General features: G+C 57.6%; 4 protein-coding genes. All 4 read left to right on the top strand.

Annotation, left to right across the window (positions count from 1 at the left end; genetic code table 11):
• The first annotated feature begins 206 nt into the window (after positions 1-206).
• A complete protein-coding gene (locus EN991_RS22865; protein ID WP_063169308.1) occupies positions 207-1,133 on the top strand; it encodes a LysR family transcriptional regulator in 927 nt (308 codons plus the stop codon).
• A 193-nt stretch (positions 1,134-1,326) separates the two neighbouring features.
• Entirely contained in the window at positions 1,327-2,760 is a 1,434-nt protein-coding gene (locus EN991_RS22870; protein ID WP_063170369.1) for an NAD-dependent succinate-semialdehyde dehydrogenase, read from the top strand.
• Positions 2,761-2,787: 27 nt separating this feature from the next.
• Positions 2,788-4,311 (top strand): fumarate hydratase, encoded by a 1,524-nt coding sequence (locus EN991_RS22875; protein WP_063169307.1) that lies wholly within the window; start codon positions 2,788-2,790, stop codon positions 4,309-4,311.
• 493 nt (positions 4,312-4,804) lie between these two features.
• A partial coding sequence (locus tag EN991_RS22880) for an Lrp/AsnC family transcriptional regulator (RefSeq protein WP_164769311.1) occupies positions 4,805-5,058 on the top strand: 254 nt, incomplete at its 3' end.

Here is a 5,058-nt window from a genome sequence, read left to right on the forward strand (position 1 = left end):
ATCATCTCCATGGATCAGGGCGCCGAGTTGGCCGGTTGAAGCCTCGGCGGGTTGGGTCCATTCTGGACACATAGGTTACGGTTTTGGTCAAACCACACTGAGATGACACGACAGTTAGGCGTCATGTCGCTCTGCAATTATTGCTGTCGCGCCATCACATTTCGAGATAGATTACATCATTGCAGTCCGCCCTCGGAAGAGTACCCGTGGAAATCAGGCAGTTAAGATACTTTGTTGGCGTGGTCGAAGCAGGCAGTTTCACGAAGGCCGCTGGCTTTCTGAATGTCGCCCAGAGTGCGCTGAGTCTGCATGTGCGCCAATTGGAGGAAGGCTTCGGCACTCAGCTGCTGATACGCGACAGGACCGGCGTGAGCGTGACGGCGTCAGGAGCCAAACTCCTGGAGCGGGCGCGGGCGATTCTCAAAGAAATTCGAATTACCGAGGTGGAATTGACCAACACAGCCGCTTCCCCCGCCGGGGAGGTGACTATTGGCATTCCGTCTGGAGCTGCTCGCGTCCTGAGCGGTCCGCTGCTTGAGACGGTAAGACACGAACTGCCCAAGGTGTCCCTCAAGATGGTCGAGGGTATGACGGGACCGCTAGAGGAATGGATGGCGGCTGGACGCTTCAATCTGGCGGTTCTGTACCGCACTGCGGACAGTGTGGGGCGAATGACTGTGCTAGCGCGCGAAGACCTTTGTCTGGTGGTTCCGTCCGGCGAGCCACCGTTTGAAGATGCGATATCTCTGGCCGACCTGCATGCATTCCCCCTGGCGGTTCCCATGCGCAACAACAATGTCAGGCGTTCGGTGGCTGATGTCGTCGCACAACACGGTTGCGCGATGGACGTCAAGTTTGAAGTGGACTCGCTCTCAACGATCATCAACATGGTCGTAGAGGGAAAAGCGCATTCTATTCTCGCCCCGTCTGCCGTTCAGAAAGAAGCCTCTCAAGGGCTGGTCCGGACGGTCAAGATAGTCGATCCGGTAATTACCCGCTCCGTGGTGCTTGCTGTAAATCCCAAAGATGAGCGTTCTGCGGCCGTTTCTGCGGTCCGCAAGCTCATTCCGAAGGTCGCCAGAGAATTGATTGAGAGCCGGGGCTGGGTAGCATCGGCTCCTGACGCGACCTGAGAACCATCGATCTGTAAACAACGGCATGACTTCCTTCCTGTCGGAACAGATCGATCTGGATTCCAGATGGATTTAGGCACTAATCGATATTTGACCCGCTGCGACCATCGCGATGAAACTGGCTCAAGCGAGCTCAGCGGCTTCGAAAATTGAAACGGCGCTCGCATGGCCAGAATCACAAGTGGAGCCCGCGATGTCCCACGCCAGGAGCTACGAGCTCTTCATTAATGGCAAATGGCGAGCCGGTGGTAGCCGAGCCACTTTGCCGGTGATCAACCCGGCGACGGAGAAGGTATTTGCCTCAGTGGCCTCGGCTACGGTTCCAGACTTGGATGAAGCTCTTGCTTCGGCAGAACGCAGCCGCAAGGCGTGGTCCTCACGCCCCGCCAAAGAGCGTGGCGAGATCCTCGTCTCTGCCGCCAGCAATCTGGCTGAGAAAGCTGGCGCCGCAGCCAGGGACCTGTCGTCCGAACAGGGAAAGACGATTGCCGAAGCAACAGGAGAGTACGCGCGCGCAGTCGAAACGCTGGAATGGAATGGCCGGCATGCCGATGAGTTGTCGACCCCGATTCCGTTGGGTCCGAACAGGATGATCGTCCCGGAGGCCCTCGGTGTCGTCGCTGCCTTTACGCCGTGGAACTATCCAGCCGTTCTCATCGCCCGCAAGCTCGCCCCCGCGCTGGCGGCAGGCTGCCCGGTGATCCTCAAAGGGGCCGAAGAGACGCCAAGCGTGGCTGTCCATGTCGTGGAATCTTTGCGTCAAGCAGGGATACCGGAAGGCGTGGTCAACCTGGTGTTCGGTGTTCCTGTGCATATATCACGGCATCTGCTCAGTTCGCCAATTGTCAAAGTCTTGACGTTCACGGGGTCGACCGCTGTTGGGAAACAGCTGGCCACACTGGCCGCGAATAATCTGCAGCGCTGCATCCTTGAGCTCGGTGGACATTCCCCGGTTATTGTGTGCGAAGATGCCGACCTGGCAACGGCGATACCGGCTATTTCGGAATACAAATTCGAGTGCGCGGGCCAGAGTTGTAATGCGCCCAGCAGGATTCTTGTCGCCCGATCCCGCTATGAGGAATTCCTGTTCCGGATGACGGAGGCGGTCCGAAAAATCAGGATCGGTCCACCGGATGACCCTGCAACGCAGATGGGTCCCATGGCAAACGCGCGGCGAATCGAGGCCATGCAACGCCTGACCAAAGATGCGGTAGAGGGCGGCGCCCAAATCGAGACCGGTGGCATCCCCCTTGACCGACCGGGGTTTTACTGGCCGCCAACCATCCTGACTGGCGTACCGAAGGAAGCGAGAGTGCTTCATGAAGAGCCGTTCGGACCAATTCTCACCGTGGCTCCTTTCGATACGATCGAAGAGGCGATCGATGAAGCCAACGCCACGGAGTACGGTCTGGCCGCCTACTTGTTTACTGGCGCGGCCGATACGCAACAGAGGCTTGTGGGCGGTCTTTCTGCGGGCGCTGTTAGTGTGAATTACCTGAAAGGGGTTTCCGCTGATGCCCCTTATGGAGGAGTCAAACAAAGCGGCTATGGATATGAAGGCGGCGAGCAGGGGGTGCGAAGCTTCCAGATTCTGAAAATGGTCAATGGCCTCGGTTCATTTGGATAAAATCCGGTGGGAAACAGAACACGGACCATGGCCGGTAGCGACATCACAAGGAGCGTCGCCGACGCCCTTCAGTACATCTCGTACTATCATCCTCCAGATTATATCCGGTCTCTTTCTCACGCATACACGCGAGAACAGAGCCCGTCGGCGAAGAATGCCATAGGTCAGATTCTGCTGAACTCCCGCATGGCGGCCTTTGGGCGGCGCCCGATTTGTCAGGACACCGGACTTGTGGTTGTCTTCGCAAAGGTCGGCATGGATGCCCGCATTAAGTCAACAGCCAGTTTCGCGGATCTTGTGAATGAGGGCGTACGTCAAGCCTATCTCGATCCGGACAATCCCCTTCGGGCATCGATCGTTGCGGATCCCCTCGCTAGACGGGTCAACACCCGCGACAACACACCGGCAGTTGTCCATGTCGACCTGGTGCAAGGTAACCAGATTGAGATCACCATCGCCGCGAAAGGCGGCGGGTCGGAGAACAAGGCACGTTTTACCACCCTCAATCCCACCGCCTCCGTTTCCGACTGGGTGGTCAATACCGTTTCGACCCTTGGCAGCGGGTGGTGTCCACCTGGACTGATCTCTGTCGGCATCGGTGGTAGCGCTGAAAAGGCGATGCTGCTGGCCAAGGAGGCCATGAACGAGCCCATAGATATGGCGGAACTGATCGCAAGGGGGGCGTCAAGCGCAGAAGAGGGGCTGCGGATTGAGCTTTATGAGCGGATCAACGCGCTTGGTATCGGCGCCCAAGGCCTTGGTGGTCTGACGACAGTCGTTGACGTCAAGGTTGCGACCTATCCTACTCATGCAGCGTCCAAGCCTGTGGCGCTCATCCCGCAATGCGCCGCCAACCGGCACCTGAAGTTTACTTTGGACGGCTCTGGACCCATCAGCCTCCAGCCGCCCGATTTGCGCGAATGGCCCGACATCGGAGCCGACGAATTGAACCCAGCCGGCGTCCGGCGGGTCAATTTAGATACGCTTACGAAGGAAGAGACGGCATCGTGGCGCTGCGGTGAAACGCTCCTGCTTTCTGGAAAGATGCTGACGGGCCGTGACGCTGCCCACAAACGAATGGTCGAACTGATTGATGCCGGCAAGCCGCTCCCAGTCGATCTGAGGGGCCGCGTGATCTACTACGTCGGTCCCGTCCGGGCAGTGAGGAATGAAGTCGTTGGACCCGCCGGTCCAACAACCTCCAGCCGCTTGGACGATTTTACGGACAAGGTGCTCGCCGAAACCGGCCTTTTCGCGATGGTGGGCAAAGCGGAGAGGGGACCGGCGGCCATCGCGTCGATTGTAAGACACAGAACGCCATACCTTGCTGCAGTGGGTGGCGCTGCGTACCTGATTTCAAAGTCGATTAAGGCGGCGCGGATTGTCGCCTTTGAAGACCTGGGCATGGAAGCCATCTATGAATTCGATGTGCAGGACATGCCCGTCGTCATGGCTGTCGATGTTGAGGGAAACTCCATTCACAATTCCGGGCCTCTTGAGTGGCGTAAGCGTATGGCAGCCGACAGCATCGCACGCAACATCGGTGTTTGAGTCTTTCCGGTTGGGCGATTTCGGCCAGACCCGAGCGCCAAATTATCGGGCAAGCCATAAGACGAGCGGCATTTGCGGTGCCCTGCGCCTCGGCGAGCCGGCCAAGCAAGGCCTTCAATTCACCCTAATAGTTGAATGTGCGAGTGAATACTGCATTGAGTATGCCGTCCATGCGATCGAGGGTCGAATGCAGTCGCGCGTCTATCAAGTACGGCAGCGAGATTCAAGAAAATCGGTTATCTATTTATCATGGTCTCCGCCGCCGCCGACTATTCTCTCCAGCTGCACCATTGCCCCGTTGGGCGTTGGGGCGATAGCCAAATTACTTCTGCAGCTTTTCTCAGCGGATCGCTCACCCTCAGCTGATTTTCGTACCCCATTCTGGCACATCTCGGGCCTGGAACGGATGCCTTCCACTGCTACATTCGCTCGTTTCAATTGATGATAGAATTGATCGGCACACAACGCGATGTCATCGCTGAGAGCATAGGTTATGAAGTCGAAACCCGATCCCGTGCAACTCGACAGTTGGGACCTGCGGATCCTCTCCGAAATTCAGGCAGACGGTCGGATTTCAAAAAGTGAGCTTGCAAAACGAGTTCATCTTTCGGCGTCCGCCTGTTCGGAGCGGCTCCGAGCACTCAAGGCCGCGGGGATTATTGAGGGATTTTATGCGCGGCTGAGTCCTGCCCTCATCGGCGGCATGATCTTTGTGATGGTGGAGGTCGTGCTGGATCGTCATCGTCT

The sequence above is a fragment of the Mesorhizobium sp. M7A.F.Ca.US.005.03.2.1 genome, from assembly GCF_003997795.1.
GTDB lineage: Bacteria > Pseudomonadota > Alphaproteobacteria > Rhizobiales > Rhizobiaceae > Mesorhizobium > Mesorhizobium ciceri.

What these genes read in the sequence shown, in the direction of transcription:
- EN991_RS22875 (WP_063169307.1), top strand. Translation starts at nt 2,788, where the DNA reads ATGGCCGGTAGCGACATCACAAGGAGCGTCGCCGACGCCCTTCAGTAC.
- EN991_RS22870 (WP_063170369.1), top strand. Translation starts at nt 1,327, where the DNA reads ATGTCCCACGCCAGGAGCTACGAGCTCTTCATTAATGGCAAATGGCGA.